This is a genomic window from Leclercia sp. M50 (assembly GCF_037150775.1).
In the GTDB taxonomy this organism is placed as follows: domain Bacteria; phylum Pseudomonadota; class Gammaproteobacteria; order Enterobacterales; family Enterobacteriaceae; genus Enterobacter.
This window is the reverse complement of sequence record NZ_JBBCPK010000019.1, coordinates 23,735-45,884: the sequence shown is the minus strand read 5'-3', so window position 1 is coordinate 45,884 and position 22,150 is coordinate 23,735. Positions and strand designations below refer to the sequence as shown.

Here is a 22,150-nt window from a genome sequence, read left to right as displayed (position 1 = left end):
CGCTTGCACCGGCCTACGGTTTTGTAGGCCCGGTAAGCGTAGCGCCACCGGGCAAAACAATCTTAACGGCGGCGACCCAACTTAACTGCTTTCAGCACCACGAACTTGTTGTTCGTCGCAATGGTGGTGCAGTTACCGAAAATCTTCTTCAGCTTGTGGAAGTAGTCCAGGTGGCGGTTGGCGACGATGTAGAGCTCCCCGTTGATTTTCAGGCAGCGGCGCGCGTGGTGGAACATCTCCCAGGCGACGTTATCGGTCAGGGCGTGCTTCTGATGGAACGGCGGGTTGCAGAACACGGCGTTAAAGCGGAACGGCTCCACCCCCGAGAGCGCGTTGTTGATCATAAACTCGCAGCGATCCAGCGCCTCCGGCATGTTGGTCTCCACGTTGAGACGGCTGGAGGCTACGGCCATCGGCGATTCGTCGCTGAAGACCACGCTCGCTTCCGGGTTCTTCGCCAGCAGGGTCAGGCCGATCACCCCGTTACCGCAGCCAAGATCGACGATCTCCCCTTCCAGGTTTTCCGGCAGATGCTCGATAAAGAAACGCGCCCCGATATCCAGCCCGGTACGGGAGAAGACGTTGGCGTGGTTGTGGATGGTCCAGTCGGTGCCTTCCAGCTTCCAGCTCAGGGTCTCTGGCGCGTCGGCCAGGTCTGGTGCCGTGAAAGTACAGTTGATGAGGCGCGCTTTCTTCCAGGCAAGCGTAGTGGTGGTTGGCCCCAGCACTTTCTCGAACAGTTCCAGCGTAGAGGTATGGATATCACGCGCTTTAGCACCGGCGATAATGCGCGTCTCTGGCGTCACCACCTTGCGCAGCGCACGGAGCTGCTGCTCCAGCAGCGCCATTGTTTTCGGCACTTTGATCAGCACCACGCCCGGCGCCTGCGGGTAATCCGCGGTGCTGTCGAGGAATATCACGCTGCCTTCATCGAGTTCGTTGTGGCGCAGGTTTTCCCGCGTCGCCAGCTCGCTTATGTACGAATCACCGATGCTGTAAGGGGTGTGTTCGGCCAGGGCGCAAGCCAGAGCGCCGAAAGCATCATTCAGGATCAGAACCGGGCCGCTGATTTCGGTGTCATCCAACTGTTGCAGCAGATAGTCATCCGCCGCTTCCCACGCCTGCAGCGGGTTAACGTCGTCCGTTTCCGGAAAACGTTTTAAGTCGAGTGAACGGAAACCGTTGTCTAAGTGGCTCATCGGCCCTCCTGAGTGGTAAAATTTCGGCGTTATCCCTGAAAAGGGTGCGTGAGTATACCCGTTTTCACACTGATGTGGGCTTTTGATGAACCAACTTCCTTATCTCCAGGGCTACCCGGAGCATTTACTTTCTCAGGTTCGTAGCCTGATTGCCGAGCAGAAGCTGGGCGCGGTGCTGGAAAAACGCTATCCCGGCACCCACGATGTCGCTACCGATAAAGCCCTCTGGCAGTATACGCAGGATCTCAAAAGCCGTTACCTGAAGAGCGCCCCGCCGATCAATAAGGTGATGTACGACAACAAGATCCACGTGCTGAAGAACGCGCTGGGCCTGCACACCGCCATCTCCCGCGTGCAGGGCGGCAAGCTGAAGGCCAAAGCCGAGATCCGCGTGGCGACGGTGTTCCGCAACGCGCCGGAGGCGTTCCTGCGCATGATCGTGGTGCATGAGCTGGCTCACCTGAAAGAGAAGGAGCACGATAAAGCCTTCTATTCCCTCTGCTGCCACATGGAGCCGCAGTACCATCAGCTGGAGTTTGATACCCGGCTGTGGCTGACGCATCTATCGTTAAAGAGTAATGCGGATTAGCGCACGCGATTTGTCATGATGACGTGCTACAGTGGCTAAAGGTTCCCTGCTACGGAGTACGTAAACGTTTATGATACGTTTCGCAGTCATTGGGACGAACTGGATCACCCGTCAGTTCGTCGATGCCGCCCATGAGACCGGCAAATATAAACTTACCGCAGTCTATTCCCGCAGCCTTGAACAGGCCCAGACCTTTGCGAACGACTACCTCGTCGAACATCTCTTTACCTCGCTGGAGGAGATGGCGCAAAGCGATGCGATTGACGCGGTTTATATTGCCAGCCCCAACTCTCTGCACTTCCCGCAGACGAAGCTGTTCCTCAGCCATAAAAAACATGTGATTTGCGAGAAGCCGCTGGCCTCTAATATCGATGAGGTTGAAGCCGCTATTGCCCTTGCGCGGGAAAACCAGGTGGTGCTGTTCGAGGCCTTCAAAACCGCCAGCCTGCCGAATTTCCTGCTACTGCAGCAGTCGCTGTCGAAAGTGGGCCGCATCCGCAAAGCCTTTATCAACTATTGCCAGTATTCGTCGCGCTACCAGCGCTACCTGGACGGCGAGAATCCGAACACCTTTAATCCGCAGTTCTCCAACGGCTCGATTATGGATATCGGTTTCTACTGTCTCGCCTCGGCGGTGGCGCTGTGGGGCGAGCCGCACCGGGTGCAGGCGACCGCCAGCCTGCTGGAAAGCGGCGTGGATGCCCACGGTCTGGTAGTGCTGGATTATGGCGATTTCAGCGTGACGCTGCAGCACTCCAAGGTGAGTGACTCGGTGCTGCCAAGCGAGATCCAGGGCGAGAACGGCGCGCTGGTGATCGAGAAGATCTCTGAGTGCCAGAAGCTGAGCTACGTGCCGCGCGGCGGCAAGCCTCAGGAACTGACGCAGCCTCAGCATATCAACACTATGCTGTATGAGGCAGAGGTGTTTGCGCGTCTGGTCGAAACCCAGGAAGTTAACCATCCGGGCCTTGCGGTGAGCCGTACCACGGCGAAGCTGCAAACCGAAATCCGTCGCCAGACGGGGGTGGTTTTCCCGGCTGACGGCCTTAACGCAGAAGTTACCGCGTAAAGCTGTGTAATGAATTAGCGCAGGCCATTGACGAAACCAATGGCCTGACATATTTTGTTACCTGCAAAGGGGAGTAACTTCCTGGTCGGTGGATCGTCATTACGATGCGTGTAATACCGCATCCGGTCGCCGGGCAACGAAAAAGGAATACGTGAGCGTATTCCTTTCTTGTTGTAAGTGAGACCTTGCCGGAAGGCGAGGTCTATGCACAAAAAACGCAACGGCTATCGTCTTCTGACGTTAGCCGTTTTTTTTTGTGGAAGGAAAATTGTATGAATACTGTCGGTACTCCGCTGATGTGGGGAGGATTCGCCATCGTTGTGGTCATCATGCTGGCGATCGATCTCTTTTTGCAGGGTCGGCGCGGCGCGCATGGCATGACCATGAAGCAGGCGGCCGCCTGGTCGCTGGTATGGGTCACGCTCTCTCTGCTCTTCTGTGCCGCCTTCTGGTGGTATCTCTCCGTGACGCAAGGCCGCGCGGTCGCCGATCCCCAGGCGCTGGCGTTCCTCACCGGCTATCTGATTGAAAAAGCCCTGGCGGTGGATAACGTCTTCGTCTGGCTGATGCTGTTCAGCTATTTTGCGGTGCCTGCAGCCTTGCAGCGTCGGGTGCTGGTGTATGGCGTGCTGGGCGCGATCGTGTTGCGTACCATCATGATCTTCGCCGGTAGCTGGCTGATTACCCAGTTCGAATGGCTGCTCTATGTTTTCGGCGCCTTCCTGCTCTTTACCGGCGTGAAGATGGCGCTGGCGAAGGAAGATGAAACCGGTATTGGCGAGAAGCCGCTGGTACGCTGGCTGCGTGGTCATATGCGTATGACCGACACCATCGAAAGCGAGCACTTCTTCGTGCGTAAAAACGGCCTGCTGTATGCCACGCCGCTGCTGCTGGTGCTGATCATGGTGGAGCTGAGCGATGTGATTTTCGCGGTCGACAGTATTCCGGCGATCTTCGCGGTGACCACTGACCCGTTCATCGTGCTGACCTCAAACCTCTTTGCGATCCTCGGCCTGCGTGCGATGTACTTCCTGCTGGCGGGCGTGGCGGAGCGCTTCTCAATGCTGAAGTATGGTCTGTCGGTGATCCTGGTCTTTATCGGCATTAAGATGTTGATTGTCGATTTCTATCACATCCCGATCGCCATCTCGCTGGGCGTGGTGTTTGGCATCCTGGTTGTGACCCTGCTTATCAACGCCTGGGTGAACCACCAGAACGATAAGAAGCGGCAGATCCAGTAAGGGGATTGTGCGGTCTGGTGCCCGGCGGCGCGACGCTTGCCGGGCCTACGGTTTTGTAGGCCGGGTAAGCGCAGCGCCACCCGGCATGACAACACGCAGCGGAGTAAAACGCGCTACCCGGCAAAAATGTAAGCAGACAGTTAAAAAACATGACGCAGTACGTAAATTCCAGCATTTTGCTCTTCCCAGGCTTCGCGCATTCAATATACTCATCCTGACAAACACACACCTCTAACCGGAATATAAGTGCCTGAGAGCATCTCCGGGACGGAACGCAATCTCACTGAAGGAATTTTTATGACCATGCAATCCCCGGGTTTGCTCGCGCGTCTGGCGCAGGGCAGCCTTGTTAAACAAATACTGGTAGGTCTGGTGCTGGGTATTTTACTGGCACTGGTTTCCAAACCGGCGGCAATTGCCACCGGCCTGCTCGGCACCCTGTTCGTTGGCGCGTTAAAAGCCGTCGCCCCAGTCCTGGTACTGATGCTGGTTATGGCCTCCATTGCCAACCATCAGAAAGGACAGAAAACCAACATTCGCCCGATTTTGTTCCTTTATCTGCTGGGCACCTTCTCTGCCGCGCTGACGGCGGTCATTTTTAGCTTCGTGTTCCCCTCCACGCTGCACCTGACCTCTGCAGCGGGCGATATCACCCCACCATCGGGCATCGTGGAAGTGCTTCGCGGCCTGCTGATAAGCATGGTCTCTAACCCGATTGACGCGCTGCTGAATGCTAACTACATCGGCATTCTGGTATGGGCCGTCGGGCTGGGCTTCGCCCTGCGCCATGGCAACGACACCACCAAAAATCTGATCACCGATATCTCTAACGCGGTCACCTTTATAGTGAAAGTGGTGATCCGCTTTGCGCCGATCGGTATCTTTGGCCTGGTCTCTTCTACTCTGGCAACCACCGGCTTTGAAACCCTGTGGGGCTATGCGCAACTGCTGGTTGTACTGGTGGGCTGCATGCTGCTGGTGGCGCTGGTCATCAACCCGCTGCTGGTGTTCTGGCAGATCCGCCGTAACCCTTATCCGCTGGTGCTGACCTGCCTGCGTGAGAGCGGCGTCTACGCCTTCTTTACCCGCAGCTCCGCGGCGAACATTCCGGTTAACATGGCGCTGGCCGAGAAGCTGAACCTGGATCGTGACACCTACTCCGTCTCTATCCCACTGGGTGCGACGGTGAACATGGCAGGTGCGGCGATCACCATCACCGTGCTGACCCTGGCTGCCGTGCATACCCTGGGCGTGCCGGTCGACCTGTTAACCGCGCTGCTGCTGAGCGTTGTGGCGTCGCTGTGCGCCTGTGGTGCATCGGGCGTTGCGGGCGGTTCTCTGCTGCTGATCCCGCTGGCCTGCAACATGTTCGGTATTCCGAATGAAGTGGCGATGCAGGTTGTGGCTGTGGGCTTTATCATTGGCGTGCTGCAGGACTCGTGCGAAACCGCGCTGAACTCCTCCACCGACGTGCTGTTTACCGCTGCGGCGTGTCAGGCTGAAGATGCGCGTCTGGCTAAGAACGCTTTACGTAATTAATAAAAAAGCCCGGTGGCGGCTACGCCTTACCGGGCCTGATTTTGGTTCGTAGGTCGGGTAAGCGTTAGCGCCACCCGACACCACACCTACAGCGTCACACCACTCTTGAAGATCGCCAGCTCGCGGAAGTCGTTTTTTTCGTTGCAGGCCTGTTTGCCATTGGCAATATCCACAATCACATCCACGAATTCCGTTAACAGCTGCGGCATCGCTTTGCCGTGGATCAGCTGACCGGCATCGAAATCGATCCAGTGCTTTTTCTTCGCCGCCAGCTCGCTGTTGGTGGCAATTTTCACCGTTGGCACAAAACCGCCATATGGGGTGCCGCGACCGGTGCTGAACAGCACCATATGGCAACCCGCCCCCGCCAGGGCGCTGGTAGCAACGGCATCGTTACCCGGCGCACTAAGCAGGTTCAGACCCGGCGTGCTCAACCGCTCGCCGTAGCGCAGGACGTCCACCACCTGGCTGGCACCCGCTTTCTGGGTACAGCCGAGGGATTTCTCTTCCAGCGTGGTGATCCCGCCCGCCTTGTTGCCCGGGGATGGGTTCTCGTAAATCGGCTGGTTGTGGGCGATAAAGTACTGCTTGAAGTCGTTGACCATGGTGACGGTCTTTTCAAACGTCGCTTCGTCGCGGCAGTGGCTCATCAAAATGCGCTCCGCGCCGAACATCTCCGGCACTTCGGTCAGCACGGTGGTGCCGCCGTTGCTGATGACATAATCAGAGAACTGACCCAGCATCGGGTTAGCGGTAATGCCGGACAGCCCATCCGAGCCGCCGCACTCCAGACCAAACTTCAGCTCGCTCAGCTTGCCTGGCTCACGCTTATCATGGCGCATCGCCTCATACAACTCATGCAGATGCTCCAGACCGGCTTCCACTTCATCGTCCTGATGCTGGCACACCATAAAGTGTACGCGGGCAGGGTCGAAATCCCCCAGCGTCTCACGGAAGGCATCCACCTGGTTGTTTTCACAACCGAGGCCAATCACCAGCACCGCCCCGGCGTTCGGGTGGCGGACCATGTTTTGCAGCATGGTGCGGGTGTTGATGTGATCGTCACCCAGCTGGGAACAGCCGTAGGTGTGGCTGAACAGGAAGACGCCGTCGGTGCCTTCCGCCTGGTTAGTCTCTTTCAGGAAGCGGCTCTGGATCTGACGGGCGATGCCGTTGACGCAGCCGACGGTGGGCAGGATCCACAGTTCATTGCGGATCCCCACCTCACCGCTGGCGCGGCGGTAGATCTGAACGTCACGATCTGCCGCCTGGCGGCTCTCAGCCAGCAACTCAGGTTGATAGCTGTACTCATCCAGATCGCTCAGATTGGTGCGCGTATTATGGGAGTGAATAAATTCACCCGCCGCGATATCCGCCAGGGCATGGCCGATAGGCAGACCGTATTTGATAACGTTCTCCCCTTTGGCAATCGGCTGCAGGGCAAACTTGTGCCCGCGTGCCAGATCCTGGCGCAGGGTGACGGTCTGGTTGTCAAACGTCACCTCCAGGCCTTCGCTCAGGTCGGCCAGCGCGACCGCAACGTTATCCAGCGAATGGATTTTGATGTATTGCATATCAACCTCAGACGGCCTTAGTTCAGTTCAATAGCGAAGTAGTCGCGCGCATTGTTAAAGCAGATGTTTCTCACCATTTCGCCCAGCAGCTGAATATCGGCCGGCGCTTCGCCTGCGGTGACCCAGCGGCCAATCATCTGGCACAGAATGCGGCGGAAATATTCATGGCGAGTATAGGAAAGGAAGCTGCGGCTGTCGGTCAGCATGCCGACAAAGCGGCTCAGCAGACCAAGCTGCGCCAGCTGGGTCATCTGACGCTCCATGCCATCTTTCTGGTCGTTGAACCACCAGCCGGAACCGAACTGCATTTTGCCCGGCATCCCTTCGCCCTGGAAGTTACCGATCATGGTGCCCAGCACTTCGTTATCGCGTGGGTTCAGGCAGTACAGAATGGTTTTTGGCAGCAGGTTCTCTTCGTTCTGTTTGCTCAGCAGTCTGGAGAGCTCTTCCGCCAGCGGACGGTCGTTGATGGAGTCGAAACCGACGTCGGCGCCCAGCAGCTTGAACTGACGCAGGTTGTTGTTGCGCAGCGCGCCAATGTGGTACTGCTGCACCCAGCCGCGACGGGCATATTCTGCCGCCAGCCAGACCAGTACCGCAGTTTTGAACTGCGCCACTTCATGCTCGCTCAGGGTTTCACCCGCCAGGCGGCGCGCCAGGATGCTGTCCAGCTCGGCTTCGTTCGCCTCAGCAAACAGCACCACGTCCAGAGCATGGTCAGACACTTTACAGCCGTGAGCCGCGAAGTGATCCAGACGCTTCGTCAGCGCGGTCTGCAGATCGCCGAAACGGCGGATCTCGGTATCAGAGACTTCACTCAGCTTCGCCATGTAGTCGGCAAAGGTCGCCTGCTCAATGTTGAACGCTTTATCCGGGCGCCAGCTTGGCAGCACTTTCACGTCAAACGAGCTGTCTTTCGCGACAACGGCGTGATGCTCCAGAGAGTCAATCGGATCGTCGGTGGTGCCGACCATCTTCACGTTCATCTGCTTCATGATGCCGCGGGCAGAGAATTTATCCTGGGCCAGCAGCTCATTACATTCGTTCCAGATCTCATCCGCGGTAGACGGAGAGAGCAGCTTGCCGGTGATCCCGAATGGACGGCGCAGCTCCAGATGGGTCCAGTGGTAGAGCGGGTTACCAATGGTGTGCGGCACGGTCGCTGCCCAGGCATCGAATTTTTCACGGTCAGACGCGTCGCCGGTACAGAGGCGTTCAGCCACCCCGTTGGTGCGCATGGCGCGCCACTTGTAATGGTCGCCTTTCAGCCAGATGTCATACAGGTTTTTAAAACGGTAATTTTCGGCGACCTGCTGCGGCGGAAGGTGGCAGTGGTAGTCGAAAATCGGCTGGTCTTTCGCGTAATCATGGTACAGGCGGCGGGCAAATTCGGTATCTAACAGAAAATCTTCAGTCATAAACGGCGTCATGTCGTCATCCTCTTAACGGGCACGTCAGAAAACAGCAATGTTCAGATGCTGCAAAGTTATCACACCAATTTCCAGAGGCCGATGATTTTTTCGTGAGTTAGATCAATAAACGTCGACAAATAATCTACATCTAAAGTGTTAAACAGCGCTTAACGCCGCGCCAGCTCTGGCCTGACACAGACTCGACATTACCCTTACAATTATTGACACATTTGTGATGTCACTCACCTTTTAAAGTTGTATGACAAGTTATCGTTCTGCCGTCGCAAATTATAAGCCGACGGAATGCATTACCGGTGCCACAGGCGTCGGACTCAGCGGTAAGGATACCGAATTATGCACGTTACTTATGGCAAGGTTCGGGCCGTACCGGGAGCATTTCCGGTTACGCCCTCCCGTTGAAAACATCTCACGCAATGCATAGAGATGCCCGTACTCCGGTGCGGCAATAACATAACGATGAGGTTTTACATGCGTAAAATTAAAGGGTTACGTTGGTACATGATCGCACTGGTGACGCTCGGCACCGTGCTGGGCTACCTGACGCGTAATACCATAGCGGCGGCTGCGCCAACGCTGATGGAAGAGTTGCACATCTCCACGCAACAATACTCCTATATTATCGCGGCCTATTCCGCGGCTTACACCATCATGCAGCCGGTAGCAGGCTACGTGCTGGATATTCTGGGTACGAAAGTTGGCTACGCCGTATTCGCCGTCACCTGGGCCATCTTCTGCGGCGCAACCGCGCTGGCAGGCAGCTGGGGTGGCCTGGCGCTGGCCCGTGGCGCGGTAGGTGCTGCGGAAGCGGCGATGATCCCTGCGGGTCTGAAAGCGGCATCCGAGTGGTTCCCGGCGAAAGAGCGCTCCATCGCGGTGGGCTACTTCAACGTGGGTTCCTCTATCGGCGCGATGATTGCTCCGCCGCTGGTGGTGTGGGCTATCGTGATGCACAGCTGGCAGCTGGCGTTTATTCTCTCCGGCGTACTGAGCTTCGCCTGGGCGATGTGCTGGCTGATCTTCTACAAACACCCGCGCGATCAGAAGAAACTCTCTGATGAAGAACGCGACTACATCATCGGCGGCCAGGAGTCCCAGCACCAGACCAATAACGGCAAGAAGATGTCTGTTCTGCAGATTCTGGGTACCCGTCAGTTCTGGGGTATCGCCCTGCCGCGTTTCCTGGCTGAGCCTGCATGGGGTACGTTCAACGCCTGGATCCCGCTGTTCATGTTTAAAGTTTACGGCTTTAACCTGAAAGAGATCGCCATGTTCGCCTGGATGCCAATGCTGTTCGCAGACCTGGGCTGTATCGTCGGGGGTTACCTGCCACCGCTGTTCCAGCGCTGGTTCGGCGTGAACCTGATCGTCTCCCGTAAAATGGTTGTCACCATGGGTGCCGTACTGATGATTGGCCCGGGGATGATTGGTCTGTTCACCAGCCCGTATGTCGCGATTGCGCTGCTGTGCGTCGGGGGCTTTGCTCACCAGTCTCTCTCCGGTGCGCTGATCACCCTCTCTTCTGATGTCTTCGGTCGTAATGAAGTGGCGACCGCTAACGGCCTGACCGGGATGGCAGCCTGGACCGCCAGCACCCTGTTCGCCCTGGTGGTCGGTGCGCTGGCTGACACCATCGGCTTTAGCCCGCTGTTCGCGGTACTGGCTATCTTCGACCTGCTGGGTGCAGTGCTTATCTGGACGGTGCTGAAAAGCAAGTCCGCAGAGGAGCTGTTGCAAGAGTCCGTTGGAAGACCCGCGACTCAGAGCTAGATTTATTGCCGGGTGGCGCTTCGCTTACCCGGCCTACTAAACCGCAGGGCGCGCAAGCGAAGCGCAGCCTGGTATATAAAAGCCGCTCCCGAGCGGCTTTTTTGCGGGTCAAATCTGGAGACAAAGGGGTAAAAGTGGTATAACAAATCATTAGCCATACCTTGCCTGGAGCGCATATGGAAATCAACGAACCCCGTCGTCTTTATCAGCAACTTGCTGCAGAGCTGAAATCGCGCATCGAGCAAGGCGTTTATCTGGTAGGCGACAAGTTACCTGCCGAGCGTTTTATCGCTGATGAGAAGAGCGTAAGCCGCACCGTGGTTCGTGAAGCCATCATCATGCTGGAAGTGGAAGGCTATGTTGAAGTGCGTAAAGGTTCCGGCATTCATGTTATCTCCAGCCAGCCAAAACACTCCCCGGCCCCGGACGAAAATCTGGAATTTGCCAATTACGGCCCCTTTGAGCTGCTCCAGGCTCGTCAGCTTATTGAGAGTAATATCGCCGAGTTCGCGGCGACGCAGGTGACCAAGCAGGACATCATGAAGTTGATGGAGATCCAGGACAACGCGCGTAAAGAGAAATGCTTCCGCGACTCCGAATGGGACCTGCAGTTTCATGTCCAGGTGGCGCTGGCGACGCAAAACAGTGCGCTTGCGGCAATCGTCGAAAAAATGTGGACTCAGCGCGTTCATAACCCGTACTGGAAAAAACTGCACGATCATATCGATTCCCGCACCGTGGATAACTGGTGTGACGATCACGATCAAATCCTTAAGGCACTGATTCGTAAAGACCCGCATGCGGCAAAAGTGGCGATGTGGCAGCATCTCGAAAACACCAAACAGATGCTGTTCAATGAAACCAGCGACGACTTCGAATTTAACGCCGACCGCTATCTTTTTGCTGAGAATCCGGTGGTTCACCTCGATAGCGCCGTCAGTCACGCAAAATAGTTTTCTTCACGCATCGGTAGGCGCTTCGCTGCGCCTTCCGGCCACGGTGGGTAAGTAAACATATATAGTGTCAGCCTTTGTAAATAGCCTCGCGTCTCCTCCCTGGGTTAAGACAAAATCTATCTGCGGTACATGCAAATACTGTGACGGATCCCATTGGCGTTTGTTACAATTAGATGCAATTTGCCGTTTAGCTTGTTAGTTAGTGCTTGCTTACTTAGCCATTTAACAGGGAACAGTTTGGCCACACACTGTGTCCGCGAGCGACCATAATGAAATTATAAAAAATGTCGCCGTGCTGTTTGACCCGGTTGACAGGTGCGTCGTTAACCGCTTTCCAGGAACACTGAATGGAACTTTTGACCCAACTACTTAATGCCTTATGGGCCCAGGATTTCGAAACGCTGGCCAATCCGTCCATGATTGGCATGCTCTATTTTGTCCTGTTTATGATTCTGTTTCTTGAAAACGGTCTGCTTCCTGCCGCTTTCCTGCCTGGCGATAGTCTGCTGGTGCTGGTTGGCGTGCTGTGCGCAAAAGGAGCAATGCAATTTCCGCAAACCGTCCTGCTGCTGACCATTGCCGCCAGCCTCGGCTGTTGGTTGAGCTATATCCAGGGGCGATGGCTTGGCAATACGCGTATCGTGCAGAACTGGCTATCGCACCTGCCGGCACACTATCATCAACGGGCGCATCACCTGTTCCACAAGCACGGGCTTTCCGCGCTGCTGGTGGGCCGCTTTATCGCCTTTGTCCGCACCCTGCTGCCAACCATTGCCGGTCTTTCCGGCCTTAGCAGCACGCGTTTTCAGTTCTTTAACTGGATGAGCGGCCTGCTGTGGGTGCTGATCCTTACCACACTGGGTTATCTGCTTGGCAAAACGCCGGTGTTCCTGAAATATGAAGATCAGCTGATGTCCTGCCTGATGCTGCTGCCGGTCGTGCTGCTGGTGTTCGGGCTGATTGGTTCGCTGGTGGTTCTCTGGAAGAAAAAACATGGAAGTCAGGGCTAACGACATGGCCAATCCTAACGCGTCAATGCGCCGTCTCTCTTACGCCATGGTCGCGCTGGTGATGTTCAGCGCCCTGCTGCTGGCCTGGGCGGCGCTGCAAAAACAGGAATCGACGCTGGCGATCCGCGCGGTCAATCAGGGCGTCAGCATGCCGGATGGTTTCTCCATCTGGCATCACCTGGATGCCAACGGTATTCAGTTCAAAAGTATTACCCCGCAGAAAGATGTGCTGCTGATCACCTTCGACTCCAGCGTACAGAGCGCTGCTGCGAAAAAGGTGCTCGATCGCAGCCTGCCGCATGGCTATATCATTGCTCAACAGGATAATGACAATCAGGCGGTGGTCTGGCTGACCCGTCTGCGTGATACATCGCGTCTGTTAGGCTAAATTTCCACTATTCTGAATCTTTTCACTTACTTTGGTGATATCCCCGTTTACTTACTATGCTTAAGTACGCGGAGCACCTCTCACACGTACTCCGCACGACTCTGGAATTCGACATTTCCGCAGGTTACGTCGAAAACAATGGAAGGTTTCAACAATGAATTACCGCATCGCCCTGGGCCTCGCCCTTTTTTCTTTGAGCACAGCTTCGTTCGCTTCGTCTCTTTGTCAGGAGAAGGAACAGGATATTCAACGCGAGATCAGTTACGCTGAAAAGCATAACAATCAGAGCAGAATCAATGGATTGAATAAAGCGCTGAGCGAAGTTAAAGCTAACTGTTCTGATAGCAAACTGCGTGCCGATCATCAGCACAAAATTGCCGAACAGAAAGAAGAAATTGCTGAACGCCGCCGGGATCTGGCGGAGGCAAAGGAGAAAGGCGATGCAGACAAAGTTGCCAAACGTGAGCAGAAACTGCAAGAAGCGCAGAACGAACTGAAAGCGCTGGAGTCTCGCGATTACTGATTTAACGGACATCGTAACAGGAGAGAATCATGTCAAAAGATACCACGTCAGACCATTTACGCGCTGAACTGAAGTCCCTGGCGGATACCCTGGAAGAGGTACTGAGCTCCTCTGGCAATAAGTCGAAAGAAGAGCTGAGCAAACTGCGTAATAAAGCGGAGCAGGCCCTGCACGAAAGCCGCTATCGTCTGGGCGAAACCAGCGATGCTTTGGCTAAACAGACCCGTGAGGCTGCCGCGCGCGCTGATGAGTATGTGCGTGAGAATCCGTGGGCCGGCGTAGGTATCGGTGCTGCGGTTGGCGTTGTCATCGGCATGCTGCTTACGCGACGTTAATTATGGAAGATTCACGTCAACCACAAGGGCCCGCAAAAAACGTTCTCGGTATCGGACAGCGGATTTTGACTACTCTCGTCGGCATCGCAGAGACGCGTATCCGGCTGGCAGTGGTTGAACTGGAAGAAGAGAAAGCGAACCTCTTCCAGCTGCTACTGATGCTGGGGTTGACCATGCTCTTCGCCGCCTTTGGCCTGATGAGCCTGATGGTATTGATTATCTGGGCAGTCGATCCGCAGTATCGTCTTAATGTGATGATTGGCACCACCGTGGTGCTGCTGCTTGCTGCTCTGATAGGGGGAATATGGACGATGCGCAAAGTGCGCCAGTCGACCCTGCTACATCATACCCGTAAGGAACTCGCCAACGACCGGTCACTGCTGGAGGATGACAAAAAGTGAGCAGAAGCCGAGCGGAACGTGAGCGAGAAAAGGCATTTTTGCTGAGCCAGATCCAGCAGCAACGGCTGGATCTGTCGGCTGGCAGCCGTGACTGGCTGGAAGCCACGCACAGCTATGACCGCGGGTGGAATATGTTTCTGAACCTGCGGGCATGGGCGCTGATAGGGAGCAGCATTCTGGCGGTGAGGGCCGTGCGCCATCCGAATATGCTGATCCGCTGGGCGCGCCGCGGTCTGGGCATCTGGAGCGCGTGGAAGATGATTAAAACCACCCTTACCCAGCAGCAGCTCCGCAAACAAGAAACCCGCTGACGTTTACCCTGCCTCACCCTGTAAAGCGCCTCCTGGCGCTTTACTTTTATCCTTCCCTTCTTATTACTCAATATCTTTGATAAAGATTGACAGTTTTCCTTGCTAACAATCCCCATTCGCCCCGTTTATGATTCTCTCCATCGACAGCGAGACCGCGGCATACGCCCGATTTTGCACAATAAATAGTATTTACAGCCCAAGTGGTTCCCTGGAGAGTAAGATGAAAAAATTAGAAGATGTTGGTGTACTGGTAGCGCGCGTTCTGATGCCAATCCTGTTTATTACCGCTGGCTGGAGCAAAATCGGGGGTTACGCCGGTACGCAACAGTATATGGAAGCGATGGGCGTTCCGGGGTTCCTGCTGCCGCTGACCATTCTGCTTGAACTGGGGGGTGGCCTGGCCATTCTGTTCGGTTTCCTGACCCGGACTACCGCACTGTTCACCGCAGGCTTCACACTGCTGACCGCGTTCCTGTTCCACAGCAACTTTGCGGAAGGGGTGAACTCTCTGATGTTCATGAAAAACCTGACTATCGCAGGCGGTTATCTGCTGCTGGCTATCACCGGTCCTGGCGCGTTCAGTATTGACCGCGTCCTGAATAAGAAGTGGTAAGCACGCTATACTGAATCAAAAAGCGAGGGGATCTCTCCTCGCTTTTGCTATCTAAGGAGGAATAGATGGGACAACTCGTAGACGGCGTCTGGCAGGATACCTGGTATGACACCAAATCAACCGGGGGGCGTTTCAAACGTTCTGTTTCGGCCTTCCGTAACTGGCTCACTGCCGACGGTGCGCCTGGCCCGAGCGGCGAAGGCGGCTTTGCGGCTGAGAAAGATCGTTACCACCTCTATGTTTCTCTGGCCTGTCCGTGGGCGCATCGCACTCTGATCGTCCGTGCCCTGAAGGGGCTGGAAGCGCTGATCCCCGTCTCGGTGGTGCATCCGCTGATGCTGGAGAACGGCTGGACTTTCGGCGATGATTTCCCGGCGGCGACCGGCGACTCGCTCTATCACCATGATTTTCTCTACCAGCTCTACCTGCACGCCGATCCCCACTACACCGGCCGCGTTACCGTTCCGGTACTGTGGGATAAGAAAAATCAGACCATCGTCAGCAATGAGTCGGCCGAGATCATCCGCATGTTTAACACCGCGTTTGATGCTCACGGCGCCCGGGCAGGCGATTTTTATCCGCCCGCGCTGCGCGATAAGATCGATGACCTGAATAGCTGGATCTACGACAACGTGAACAACGGCGTCTATAAGGCCGGGTTTGCCACCAGCCAGGAAGCTTACGACGAAGCGGTGACCAATGTCTTTGCCTCGCTGGAGCGGCTGGAGCAGATCCTCGGCCAGCACCGCTATCTCACCGGTGACCAGCTGACCGAAGCCGATATCCGCCTCTGGACCACGCTGGTGCGCTTTGACCCGGTTTACGTGACCCACTTCAAGTGCGACAAACACCGGATCAGCGATTACCTCAACCTGCACGGATTCCTGCGCGACATCTATCAGATGCCGGGGATTGCGGAGACGGTCGATTTTGGCCATATCCGTAACCACTACTATCGCAGCCATAAAACCATTAATCCGACGGGCATTATCTCCATTGGCCCGTGGCAGGATCTGAACGAACCGCACGGGCGCGACGTCCGCTTTGGCTAAGCCTCAGGGGCGCTTTTCTGGCGCCCTTTACCCCCCTTTTATTCCCGTCTATGCTTTAGTGGATCGCTTAAAAAACAAATAATTAATTGCTGCGGAGGCCACAAGAAATGGACTGGTATCTGAAAGTACTTCGAAATTATATTGGGTTCAAAGGGCGCGCCCGCCGCAAAGAGTTCTGGATGTTCACCCTGGTGAACTTCATTCTGATCTGCGTGCTGGGGCTGATCGACAAGATGCTGGGCTGGGAGCGGGCTGGCGGCGAAGGCATTCTCACCACCGTGTATGGCTTGCTGGTACTTCTGCCATCTTGGGCCGTGCTGTTTCGCCGGCTGCATGATACTGACCGTTCAGCGTGGTGGCTGCTGCTGGTGCTTATCCCGGTGCTGGGCTGGATCATTATTCTGATCTTCAACTGCCAGCGCGGTACGCCAGGTGAAAACCGTTTTGGGCCGGATCCGTTGCTAAACAACTGATAGTTTGCCCGGCGGCGCTGCGCCTGCCGGGCCTGCAATTTACTTCTGGGTGAACAACTTCTGGATCTCACGCAGACACCAGGATTTGGCCTCGCCCATGCTGTCACGACGCCACGCCATAATAATATCCACTTCACTGGTATATTCCGGGCTCACCACCCGCAGCCGCCCTTCGGCAATATCTTTCTCAACGAACGGATACGGCATGGTCGCCACGCCCAGCCCGGCCAGCAGCGCCTGACGCTTATCTTCCAGGGTGCTGACGGTGAGGCGCGGCTGTTTATCAAGCAGCTGAACGGTTAGTACCGGGCGCTCGCGGGCGGTATCGGCCACCGCCACGCCGCGGTATTTTACGCGGGTCACTTCCGACAGCGGCTCGGGTTCCTGATGAATCGGATGATCCGGTGCGGCGACATAGACATTCATCACGGTATAGAGCTTGCGGGAGTTGATTTCGGACGAGGAGCGGAAGTGCATATCCGGCGCGATCACAATATCCGCCCGGCCCTGCTCCAGGCGCTCCCACGCCCCGGCGAGCACTTCGGTAATAATTGAAAGCTGGGTATTGGCTTTTTCCGCCAGGCGATCCACCAGCGGGTAGAGCGCAGTGGTGGGTACCAACGCTTCGGTGACCAGCGTCAGATGCGTTTCCCAGCCGCGGGCCAGCGCTTCGGCGTCGGTGGTCAGTTTATCCGCCGCCTCCAGCAACACGCGCCCGCGCTCCAGCAGCATGCGGCCAACATTGGTGAATTTTGTTCGGTGACCAGAGCGGTCAAACAGCACCACATCCAGCTCTTCTTCCAGTTTCTGCATGGTGTAACTCAGGACAGAGGGTACGCGCCCCAGTTCATCCGCTGCCGCCGCAAAGCTGCCGCGACGATCGATGGCGTCCATCACGCGCAGCGCTTCAAGGGTCAATGCTCTCTCTTTAGCCATGGCGTTCTCATTCAGGAAATTTGAACATACCGGGCAGAATATCTGGCTAACAATGCAGCGTCCATACCTTTACCATTGTTTTAGTGTAAAGAGAGGTCAAGTTTTATGATTACGACAAGAACAGCTAAACAGTGCGGACAAGCCGATTTCGGTTGGCTGCAGGCCCGCTACACCTTTTCCTTTGGACACTACTTTGACCCGAAACTGCTGGGCTATGCCTCTTTGCGCGTGCTGAACCAGGAGGTGCTCGCACCCGGAGCCTCATTCCAGCCGCGTACTTATCCAAAAGTGGATATCCTGAATCTGATTCTTGAAGGCGAAGCAGAGTATCGTGACAGCGAGGGCAACCATGTCCAGGCGAAAGCCGGTGAAGCATTGCTGATAGCCACTCAGCCCGGTATCAGCTACAGCGAGCATAACCTCAGCAAAGATAAGACGCTGACGCGCCTGCAGCTGTGGTTAGATGCCTGCCCGGAGCGGGAAAATCCGCTGCTCCAGAAGATCGATCTGCTGGATGCCAAACAGCAGCTGCTGGCCTCGCCAGATGGCAGCGCAGGCAGCCTGCAGCTCCGCCAGCAGGTATGGCTGCATCATATCGAGCTGGATAAAGGGGAGCGTCTGAGTTTTCAGCTGCACGGCCCGCGCGCCTACCTGCAATCTATCCACGGCACGGTACATGCGCAGACGCCCGCTGAGGAGCGTGAAGCGTTAACCTGCGGAGATGGTGCGTTTATTCGCGACGAGGCGAATATCACCCTGGTGGCCGATACGCCGCTGCGTGCGCTGTTGATTGATTTGCCGGTCTGAACCGCCGGCCTCTCCCCGTACAAGGAGAGGCCGTTATTTCAGGCGACTTTCTTCGCCATGATCTCAATGATCTGTTTATCCGTTGCCTGCATTGAACGGCATGCAAGTGAGCACAGATTGGCGATGGACTGTTCCACATCGTGCGCCACAATCCCTTCGTTGCCGGTCACGGCGCAATCATCAAGCGCCATCATTACCGATTTCCAGGCACTGCTGACGCTGGTTGAGACTTTCATCGCGCAGCTGTTCGATGCTCCATCGCAGATCATTCCGCTGACGTCGCCAATCATACTGCTGATCGCCATCTCAATCGCCTTATAGCCCCCGTCCAGCAGCCATGCCATACCTGCTGCCGCGCCCATGGCCGCGGTCGTCGCCGCGCACAATGCCGACAGGCGAGGAAGCTGATAATGGATATAAATGGCCGACAGGTGCGAAAGCATCAGGGCCCGCGCCAGTTTTTCCTCATCAGCCTGGAGATATTCCGCCACGACCAGAACCGGCATCGTTGCCGTAATCCCCTGATTACCCGAACCGGAATTGCTCATCGCAGGCAGTGTCGCTCCGCCCATTCGGGCATCTGACGCGGCGCTGGTGCGGATGATTATCTCCGATCCTAACCCCTTGTCGATAAAGCCGCGCGCCTGCTGTCTATGCAACGTCGCGCCAATATGGAGTCCCCATTTGCCGGTTAATCCCTCCCTGGAGAGGGCGTCGTTTAGATGCCCGGCTTCCAGGATAAAACGAATGGCGGAAAACGGAACATGCTCGATAAACTCCAGGATCTGCGACAGCGACGTGCTCGACAGCACCCTCAGGGGATCGCCGCCAGAGATCTGCGGCTGCTCATCCAGCATAAAGCGTGTTTCGCCCTGATAGCTGATCTGCACGACCCGCGTGTGTCCTCCCGCGATGGTGACGCTTGCCGACTCCGCCCCGGCATAGACAATGGCGCGGGAATAGAGGATTTCGTCGCAGGGTTGCTGCAGTTTTACCTGCACTTTTCCTGCCGCCAGCAACGCTTTAGCGCGGGCAATCGCCTCGGGCGAAGCATCTTTTAAAACCTCCAGCCCGCCCCGGGGATTGCCACCAATCGCCCCCAGCGCAGCCGCAACAGGCAGGCCAACCATGCCAGTACCTGGTACTGTTACACCCAGTCCATTCTTCATTAAATTCGGTGAAACCCACGCCTCAATTTGCGTGATTTCTCCGCTTAGCTGTTCAGCCGCGATGGCACAAGCCAGCGACAGCGAGACAGGTTCTGTACATCCCAGGGCAGGTTTAACCTCTTCCTGCACCGCGTGAATAAACAGGTTCCATAAAGGGTTTATTTGTTCAGACATCGTTACGACCTTTATTGCACATCAGGAAAAAGCGAGGAAAGGAGAAACACAAAGCAGTAGCCCGGTGATAATAATAATCACCAGCGACACGCCTTTGTATTTATGCAGCGCAGGGACCTTGTAGACCAGCCACGCCGGAATTAAACAGCCCACCATGCCAAAAATAGGGCTGCAGATAGAGGTGAAACTCAGCACAGGAGCATTTAATACAATGGCGCTCCAGGCAAGCAGTATGGCAAACACCATAATGCCGCGCTGTACGGTGGATTCATTGATTTTATCCGCCGGCAATTTGCGGCGCAGGATATTCATCACAATGCCTTGCGTCGCTTCACGAAAGCCGAGATAGACGCCAAAGAAAGCGGTCATCACAGCGAAGATATTCAGAATAACGCTGACGATTTTTACCCAACCCGCACCATCACCACTAATAAACTGCGCGGCAATTGCCAGGGCGGAAATATTCTGTTCATAGGCTTTGACCGCTTCCTCATGCCCCATCGCGAGGGTAAAAGAGACCGCGTAGAAAAAGACCGTCACAAACAGAATGCCAAACGCGATATTCATTGCCCGCAGGGCTTTGTACCGTGCCACTTCGATCGATTTTGCGCGGGAGCGGTAGGAGATCACCATTGGGCTGAGCGTCTGGATAAACAGAATGGAGGTGAGGGTAAACGGCAGCGTAATGATGGCATTCTTGATCAGCAGCCCCATCGGCGGCAGCGCGCCAACGTTATAGAGGTGCCACATACCAATCATTGAGATCCCCAGAGCCGCCACCACCAGCAGTTTGGTGAGCACCATCAGGCTGGAGACTTTAAACAGCAGTTTTTCACCCCGGGAAGAGATCGCCACCAGGATACAGATCAGTAATAAGCCATAGAAAGGGTTTTCTGACAGCAAACCGTCCGTCACGCCGAAGGTATGCAGATAAGAGGCGCTGTCATTGGTAATCGCCGTGGAATATACAAACATCCAGATAACCAGCATGACAAAATAGAGCGCCCCTAACAGAATGCCCCAGTTTTTACCCAGATAACCGCTGATCACGCTCGGATAATCTTTACACTCCGGCGATTCCGCCAGCGTATTAATAAACAGGCGCTGAAAGAGATACATCGCCGGATAACCAATGATGGAAGAGAGCAGAAAAACCCACAGGCCCATTAATCCCACCTGAACCGGGAGAAAAACAATACCGGCACCGATTGCCATGCCGATACTCATAATTATCCAACCGGTATCATTACTGTCGAATTTAATCGCTTCTTGCCATTCACTCTCACTCATTCCAGCCCGTCTTGCTGCCGGTGAGTCGCTCACAATTACGCTATTATTTGTCGCCGTATCCATTAGGCTCTCGCTTATTTTGTAGGGTAAACAGTTATTTTTATGGATATCTGCTCATCAGCGATAATGACCAGAGAGGTGCAGGCGTTTGTTATTCGTGTGGAAATATCATATCCGGAGAGGAAGAGAAAAAAATAACAACGTTAGTGGGGTTTTTGGCTAAAAAAAGAAAAAGTTACTCTTTTTAAAAAAGAAGTGGGGCTACTTTTCTCATTGTGACGCACTTCAAGGAATAAAAAACCCGCGACACGCGCGGGTTGTTGAGCACTGGTACGTTAATGACAACTTATTCGCTCAGAGTCTGGGCGATTTGCGATCTGACTTCTGCCCGCTGCTCTGCCGTCAGGACTTGGCTCACATCGAAGTAATATTTCACGCGATAGTAACGCGCCTGTTCCTCAATGCGGCTGAACGCAGCCAGCTGATCTTTCACTGCCTTCTCATCCCATTTGCCGGACTGGATCACGTCAATCAACGTGCCATTTTTCACATCGCTGGTCGGGATTTTCTGCACGTTCTCTTCCAGCTGCTGGTGCAGAGCCTTAATTTTCGCGGTCTGTTCGCTGCTGAGTTTTAATTGCTGAACGATAGGATCCTGGGCAGGCTGCGGTGCGGTTGTCACTTCTGCCGCCTGCGCCACACCCGCAAAGCCTGTCATCGTTGCCGTCAGCAGCGCGATCCGGAAAATCTTTTTCATCTCACAATCCTCAATTATCTGTCAGGGAAGAACCGGAGTATTTTTCAATTACGGATGTTGATCTGTGAGGAAGTATATAAACAATTTTAAATGTAAATGCCGGGATGAGGGCAGAAAGCAAAAACCCCGCCGAAGCGGGGTTTTCTGAAGAGTTGAAGCTGACCGATAAGCCGGGTTCTGTCGTTGGACAGTCATTCATCTAGGCCAGCAATCGCTCACTGGCTCAAGCAGCCTACCCGGGTTCAGTACGGGCCGTACCATGTGAACCCCTATTTGGCCTTGCTCCGGGTGGAGTTTACCGTGCCACGGACTGTTACCAGCCGCGCGGTGCGCTCTTACCGCACCCTTTCACCCTTACCTGATCCCACTTGCGTGGGCCATCGGCGGTTTGCTCTCTGTTGCACTGGTCGTGGGTTTCCCCCCCAGGCGTTACCTGGCACCCTGCCCTATGGAGCCCGGACTTTCCTCCCCTCCGCCCGTCTCCCCCGAAAGGGACGACGACGAAGCGGCGACTGTCTGGTCAGCTTCGGCGCGCAGTATAGAG

23 protein-coding genes and 1 other RNA gene are annotated in these 22,150 nt (G+C 55.4%); 16 read left to right on the top strand and 8 right to left on the bottom strand.

Annotation, left to right across the window (positions count from 1 at the left end; all coding sequences use genetic code 11):
* Positions 1 to 62 precede the first annotated feature (62 nt).
* Entirely contained in the window at positions 63 to 1,199 is a 1,137-nt protein-coding gene (gene rlmG / locus WFM46_RS06970) for a 23S rRNA (guanine(1835)-N(2))-methyltransferase RlmG (protein ID WP_336997302.1), read from the bottom strand.
* A gap of 85 nt (positions 1,200 to 1,284) precedes the next feature.
* Here rlmG and WFM46_RS06965 point away from each other — a divergent pair, with 85 nt between their 5' ends.
* The 4 genes from WFM46_RS06965 to sstT all read left to right on the top strand — a co-directional run bounded on the left by WFM46_RS06965 (position 1,285) and on the right by sstT (position 5,637).
* A complete protein-coding gene (locus tag WFM46_RS06965) occupies positions 1,285 to 1,788 on the top strand; it encodes a YgjP-like metallopeptidase domain-containing protein (RefSeq protein ID WP_103177118.1) in 504 nt (167 codons plus the stop codon).
* 70 nt (positions 1,789 to 1,858) lie between these two features.
* Positions 1,859 to 2,857: a Gfo/Idh/MocA family protein gene (locus WFM46_RS06960; protein WP_103177119.1), complete on the top strand. Its 999-nt coding sequence runs from the start codon at positions 1,859 to 1,861 to the stop codon at positions 2,855 to 2,857.
* Between the two features lie 272 nt (positions 2,858 to 3,129).
* Positions 3,130 to 4,098, top strand: coding sequence for a TerC family protein (locus WFM46_RS06955; protein WP_103177120.1), 969 nt, complete (start codon positions 3,130 to 3,132; stop codon positions 4,096 to 4,098).
* Positions 4,099 to 4,395: 297 nt separating this feature from the next.
* Positions 4,396 to 5,637, top strand: coding sequence for a serine/threonine transporter SstT (sstT, locus tag WFM46_RS06950; protein ID WP_336997301.1), 1,242 nt, complete (start codon positions 4,396 to 4,398; stop codon positions 5,635 to 5,637).
* An 86-nt stretch (positions 5,638 to 5,723) separates the two neighbouring features.
* Here sstT and WFM46_RS06945 read toward each other — a convergent pair whose 3' ends face one another.
* Positions 5,724 to 7,211, bottom strand: coding sequence for a UxaA family hydrolase (locus tag WFM46_RS06945; protein ID WP_159339906.1), 1,488 nt, complete (start codon positions 7,209 to 7,211; stop codon positions 5,724 to 5,726).
* 17 nt (positions 7,212 to 7,228) lie between these two features.
* Positions 7,229 to 8,641 (bottom strand): glucuronate isomerase, encoded by a 1,413-nt coding sequence (uxaC, locus tag WFM46_RS06940; RefSeq protein WP_159339905.1) that lies wholly within the window; start codon positions 8,639 to 8,641, stop codon positions 7,229 to 7,231.
* 471 nt (positions 8,642 to 9,112) lie between these two features.
* Between uxaC and WFM46_RS06935 the strand changes: the two genes are divergently transcribed.
* The 11 genes from WFM46_RS06935 (at position 9,113) to WFM46_RS06885 (ending at position 16,473) form a co-directional block, all read left to right on the top strand.
* Positions 9,113 to 10,411 carry an MFS transporter gene (locus tag WFM46_RS06935; RefSeq protein ID WP_103177125.1) on the top strand — a complete coding sequence of 433 codons (1,299 nt, stop codon included), beginning with the start codon at positions 9,113 to 9,115 and terminating at the stop codon, positions 10,409 to 10,411.
* Between the two features lie 176 nt (positions 10,412 to 10,587).
* Positions 10,588 to 11,364: a transcriptional regulator ExuR gene (gene exuR, locus WFM46_RS06930; protein WP_103177126.1), complete on the top strand. Its 777-nt coding sequence runs from the start codon at positions 10,588 to 10,590 to the stop codon at positions 11,362 to 11,364.
* Between the two features lie 350 nt (positions 11,365 to 11,714).
* Positions 11,715 to 12,377, top strand: a complete 663-nt coding sequence (yqjA, locus tag WFM46_RS06925; RefSeq protein WP_059307126.1) for a DedA family general envelope maintenance protein YqjA — start codon at positions 11,715 to 11,717, stop codon at positions 12,375 to 12,377.
* A gap of 4 nt (positions 12,378 to 12,381) precedes the next feature.
* Positions 12,382 to 12,765 carry an EnvZ/OmpR regulon moderator MzrA gene (gene mzrA / locus WFM46_RS06920; protein WP_103180990.1) on the top strand — a complete coding sequence of 128 codons (384 nt, stop codon included), beginning with the start codon at positions 12,382 to 12,384 and terminating at the stop codon, positions 12,763 to 12,765.
* Positions 12,766 to 12,919: 154 nt separating this feature from the next.
* A complete protein-coding gene (locus WFM46_RS06915; RefSeq protein WP_103177128.1) occupies positions 12,920 to 13,288 on the top strand; it encodes a DUF1090 domain-containing protein in 369 nt (122 codons plus the stop codon).
* 29 nt (positions 13,289 to 13,317) lie between these two features.
* A complete protein-coding gene (locus WFM46_RS06910; protein ID WP_103177129.1) occupies positions 13,318 to 13,623 on the top strand; it encodes a DUF883 family protein in 306 nt (101 codons plus the stop codon).
* 2 nt (positions 13,624 to 13,625) lie between these two features.
* The gene (locus WFM46_RS06905) at positions 13,626 to 14,024 is read left to right on the top strand and encodes a phage holin family protein (protein ID WP_103177130.1); all 399 of its coding nucleotides are present in this window, start codon (positions 13,626 to 13,628) and stop codon (positions 14,022 to 14,024) included.
* Complete coding sequence (locus WFM46_RS06900; RefSeq protein ID WP_103177131.1) at positions 14,021 to 14,335, top strand: YqjK-like family protein; 315 nt, start codon at positions 14,021 to 14,023, stop codon at positions 14,333 to 14,335. Before WFM46_RS06905 ends, WFM46_RS06900 begins: the two co-directional genes overlap by 4 nt.
* 220 nt (positions 14,336 to 14,555) lie before the next feature.
* A complete protein-coding gene (locus WFM46_RS06895; RefSeq protein ID WP_168191992.1) occupies positions 14,556 to 14,948 on the top strand; it encodes a DoxX family protein in 393 nt (130 codons plus the stop codon).
* Between the two features lie 65 nt (positions 14,949 to 15,013).
* A complete protein-coding gene (locus WFM46_RS06890; RefSeq protein ID WP_103177133.1) occupies positions 15,014 to 16,000 on the top strand; it encodes a glutathione S-transferase family protein in 987 nt (328 codons plus the stop codon).
* Between the two features lie 107 nt (positions 16,001 to 16,107).
* Complete coding sequence (locus WFM46_RS06885; protein WP_103177134.1) at positions 16,108 to 16,473, top strand: DUF805 domain-containing protein; 366 nt, start codon at positions 16,108 to 16,110, stop codon at positions 16,471 to 16,473.
* A 39-nt stretch (positions 16,474 to 16,512) separates the two neighbouring features.
* On the opposite strand, the gene WFM46_RS06880 is transcribed toward WFM46_RS06885, so the two are convergent.
* Positions 16,513 to 17,409 carry a LysR family transcriptional regulator gene (locus WFM46_RS06880; RefSeq protein WP_336997300.1) on the bottom strand — a complete coding sequence of 299 codons (897 nt, stop codon included), beginning with the start codon at positions 17,407 to 17,409 and terminating at the stop codon, positions 16,513 to 16,515.
* 105 nt (positions 17,410 to 17,514) lie between these two features.
* Here WFM46_RS06880 and WFM46_RS06875 point away from each other — a divergent pair, with 105 nt between their 5' ends.
* A complete protein-coding gene (locus WFM46_RS06875) occupies positions 17,515 to 18,216 on the top strand; it encodes a pirin family protein (protein WP_103177136.1) in 702 nt (233 codons plus the stop codon).
* 38 nt (positions 18,217 to 18,254) lie between these two features.
* Here the strand turns inward: WFM46_RS06875 and WFM46_RS06870 are convergent, their stop codons facing one another.
* From WFM46_RS06870 to rnpB, 4 genes are all read right to left on the bottom strand, one after another.
* Positions 18,255 to 19,559 carry an L-cysteine desulfidase family protein gene (locus WFM46_RS06870; protein WP_336997299.1) on the bottom strand — a complete coding sequence of 435 codons (1,305 nt, stop codon included), beginning with the start codon at positions 19,557 to 19,559 and terminating at the stop codon, positions 18,255 to 18,257.
* 21 nt (positions 19,560 to 19,580) lie between these two features.
* Positions 19,581 to 20,912: an amino acid permease gene (locus WFM46_RS06865; protein ID WP_156655264.1), complete on the bottom strand. Its 1,332-nt coding sequence runs from the start codon at positions 20,910 to 20,912 to the stop codon at positions 19,581 to 19,583.
* 283 nt (positions 20,913 to 21,195) lie between these two features.
* Positions 21,196 to 21,606, bottom strand: a complete 411-nt coding sequence (locus tag WFM46_RS06860) for a Spy/CpxP family protein refolding chaperone (RefSeq protein ID WP_103177139.1) — start codon at positions 21,604 to 21,606, stop codon at positions 21,196 to 21,198.
* Positions 21,607 to 21,756: 150 nt separating this feature from the next.
* Positions 21,757 to 22,134, bottom strand: an RNA gene (rnpB, locus tag WFM46_RS06855) — RNase P RNA component class A.
* Positions 22,135 to 22,150: the final 16 nt, after the last annotated feature.